The sequence below is a fragment of the Methanocalculus sp. genome, from assembly GCF_030651615.1.
GTDB lineage: Archaea > Halobacteriota > Methanomicrobia > Methanomicrobiales > Methanocorpusculaceae > Methanocalculus.
Window position 1 is genome coordinate 1 of sequence record NZ_JAUSCG010000209.1, and the last position, 2,943, is coordinate 2,943.

Sequence of the window (2,943 nt, forward strand, 5' to 3'; positions counted from 1 at the left end):
GATGCACGAGTGAAGCTATCTCGCCTTTACCCGACTTTTGAAGTTTGACGTGACACTAGAGTATGTTTGATCGGATGAAACGTGGATGGCGCCTCTTCACCGAGACATTTGCCATCCTCTCAAAGGAGAAGAGCCTGATCCTCTACCCCATCATCTCCGGAATTGTGATCCTGCTCATTCTTGGGCTTCTCTTCATCCCAGTACTCTTCCTCTTCCTGGTAAGCGGGATTAACCCTGATGATATGGGGCTTGCCGGATATGCCGTCTCCGTCTTGATCCTCTTTGTCATCTTCCTCGTCACCGCCTGTATCTCCTCGTTCTTCAAAGCAGGGATCGTCTTCAATGCAACTGAGGTGATAAAGGGTCGTAATCCGGCATTTATGGATGGAATTAATGTAGCAGTCTCAAAGATCGGATCGATATTCACCTGGGCTGTCATCACCGCAACCGTCGGTCTGATCTTAAGTATGCTGAGTGAGTCTGATAATCCGCTTGGGCGTATGATCACCCAGATTCTGGTTGGGATCGCTGGTGCTGCCTGGAATCTTGCCACATTCTTTGTGATTCCGGTGATGATCTTCGAGGATGCGGGTGCTGTCTCTGCAATTAAGGAGTCATGGGTTCTGTTCAGGAAGACCTGGGGTGAGACGGTGATCGCCGGACTCTCATTTGTGGTCGTTTTTATCCCGGCATTTCTTCTCTTTGCTGCTTCATTTTTCATGGTGATTGTGGGGCCTTTTGAGGTCTTCCTTCTGATGATCGCACTATCGGTCATCCTCTTTGCACTCTCTGCAGTGATAGTGTCGGCACTCCAGGGTATCCTCGTTGCATTACTGTACCATTATGCAAAGACCGGGGAGATCTCTTCGCTTGTTGACAAGGAGTTCATTGAGGGTGCCTTTGTTGAAAAGAGTGGAGTTGCTGGATCCGTTCGGTTTACCGGGGGGAATATCTGATCTGCATCTTCATATTTTTGAGTAATTGATGCTATCATGGGGATCTTCGGGTCTTATGCATGAGAGGAGGAGAGAGAAGAAAAGTTTTCTCGTTGACTTCTCTCTGGGTGCCGATTGTTCTGTTCTTGTTGAGATCTCAGAGTGTCTGGAAGAGATCATCAGTGCGTGTCGAATTATGGTATACCGTCAGTCTATTGACTGGTGCGGGTGATTATTAGAGTACTATGACTGAACCCATAAAAATCGGGATTATTATCTGCGACCGTTACCGGGGGTGTGCCGGGGGAAAATGCCTGAGATCGCTCCATAACCGTGAGGGGGCGTTCTCTGTGTACAGGGGGCGGGATGTGGAGATTGCCGGATATGCGACCTGTGGAGGGTGCCCTGGTGGAAATGTCGAGTATGCTCCTCTGGAGATGAAGAAGAATGGTGTTTCGGTCATCCATCTCGCCACCGGTATGCTTGTCGGCTATCCGCCCTGCCCCCGGATCAGGTACTTCACCGAATTCATCCATGAGAAGTATAAAATGGATGTGGTTGTCGGTACGCACCCGATTCCTGAGAATTATCTCACAACCCATACCGCGTTGAAGACCTGGGACTCAAAGCTCTGGCAGGAGCTTATCGCACCGGCGCTCTCGGACGAGGAGATGAGAAAGGCCTACGATTAGGCTCTCTTCCCTCACCCTCACGGCTGTTTCCGGTACACCATACCCTGGAAGATGGCGATCCTGTTCTCCTGATCATCGGTGATGATAACAGTATAGGATCCGAGCTTTTGGTTTTTCGCAAATTCTTCTGCAACTGCGGTGAGTCTGCCATTTCTTGCAGCAGTCAGGTATGAGATAGAGGCGTTGATTGCCGCTGCCGGTATGCCGTGTGAATTGGAGGCGAGAGCAAATGCGCAGTCTGCAAGCGTAAAGATGGCGCCGCCGTGGACGGTGCCATGGCTGTTTCTGTGCCGGTCACGGATCTCCATGGAGACGACAGCCCGCCCGTTTGAGACTTCGATGAGTTCAATTCCATTCTCACGGGCATACGCATCAGCGGTGAAGAAGCGTTCTGCATCATTGATGAATGGCATAAGGGAAGTGTGAATTTTGGGAGGAAAAAGATATGGATTGGATACAATTGTCGCAGGACTATGATCAGATCCGTATCTTTGAAACGTGATTGAGGGGTGTCCCTTGTCTGGTGATCTCATATCCAACGGCGAACATGCCGTTTATACTCTCTGTACTCCTCGCCAAATATCTCCTCCAGCCTCTGTTCTTCCTCAGGAATGAAGAGCAGTTCAATAATTACAATAAAAAGGGCCGTGCATACGAAAGGGACAAGGGTCCCCATCACCACAGCGTTCCCGGTGAGTATTGCTGCCATGGCCAGATAGATCGGATTTTGGCTTATGCGAAATGGACCTGTGGTAATCAGGACAGCCGGGGACTCGTAGGGGGATAACGTTGTTCTGTTCCGCAGGAACAGGGCACGGCTCCGGAAGGCCAGCAGCAGACCGAATCCGATGATAAGTATCCCAACCACTATGAAGGGTGCGTGAAGAAGAACCCTGACCGGGAAGATAAAATGAGACAAAATTGACAGGATGAGCAGAATGAGGAAATAGCCCTGTCCGTCAGCAAACGATCGCGCTTTCTCCCGGAGTCCCACAGCCATATTCAGGTATTACCCTGCCGGATGATTATCGTTTTCTCATGGTCACGGCCGTGGGTATTCCCTGCCATGGAGTCCACGGGATACAGGAAGAGATGGTCAGAGGGAGAAGAGGGAAGGGGATGATGACCGAATAAAAAAAATTACATCTCAGGGGATTCACCCAATCCCAGGAAGAAGAGCACACTCTCTCCATATTCAACAGGTGCATAATGGAACCCGGCATGGGGGATGCCCTTGAACCGGAGAAGCCACGATCCATCGATCTCGCCTGCAATCCTGATTGAGACTGCTTCAGGAGTCAGAACATCATTTGTTC

At 50.2% G+C, this 2,943-nt stretch carries 5 protein-coding genes; 3 read left to right on the forward strand and 2 right to left on the reverse strand.

Annotation, left to right across the window (positions count from 1 at the left end):
- The first annotated feature begins 74 nt into the window (after positions 1–74).
- Genes Q7V06_RS08930 through Q7V06_RS08940 form a run of 3 tightly spaced genes read left to right on the forward strand, consistent with a single transcriptional unit; the run spans position 75 to position 1,627 of the window.
- Complete coding sequence (locus tag Q7V06_RS08930; protein WP_304840722.1) at positions 75–956, forward strand: DUF6159 family protein; 882 nt, start codon at positions 75–77, stop codon at positions 954–956.
- Positions 957–1,011: 55 nt separating this feature from the next.
- On the forward strand, positions 1,012–1,167 hold the full coding sequence (locus Q7V06_RS08935) for a hypothetical protein (protein WP_304840724.1): 156 nt from the start codon (positions 1,012–1,014) through the stop codon (positions 1,165–1,167).
- A gap of 13 nt (positions 1,168–1,180) precedes the next feature.
- On the forward strand, positions 1,181–1,627 hold the full coding sequence (locus tag Q7V06_RS08940; RefSeq protein WP_304840726.1) for a CGGC domain-containing protein: 447 nt from the start codon (positions 1,181–1,183) through the stop codon (positions 1,625–1,627).
- Positions 1,628–1,644: 17 nt separating this feature from the next.
- Here Q7V06_RS08940 and Q7V06_RS08945 read toward each other — a convergent pair whose 3' ends face one another.
- A complete protein-coding gene (locus tag Q7V06_RS08945; protein ID WP_304840728.1) occupies positions 1,645–2,040 on the reverse strand; it encodes a PaaI family thioesterase in 396 nt (131 codons plus the stop codon).
- Between the two features lie 116 nt (positions 2,041–2,156).
- Complete coding sequence (locus tag Q7V06_RS08950) at positions 2,157–2,627, reverse strand: isoprenylcysteine carboxylmethyltransferase family protein (protein ID WP_304840730.1); 471 nt, start codon at positions 2,625–2,627, stop codon at positions 2,157–2,159.
- Between the last annotated feature and the right edge of the window lie 316 nt (positions 2,628–2,943).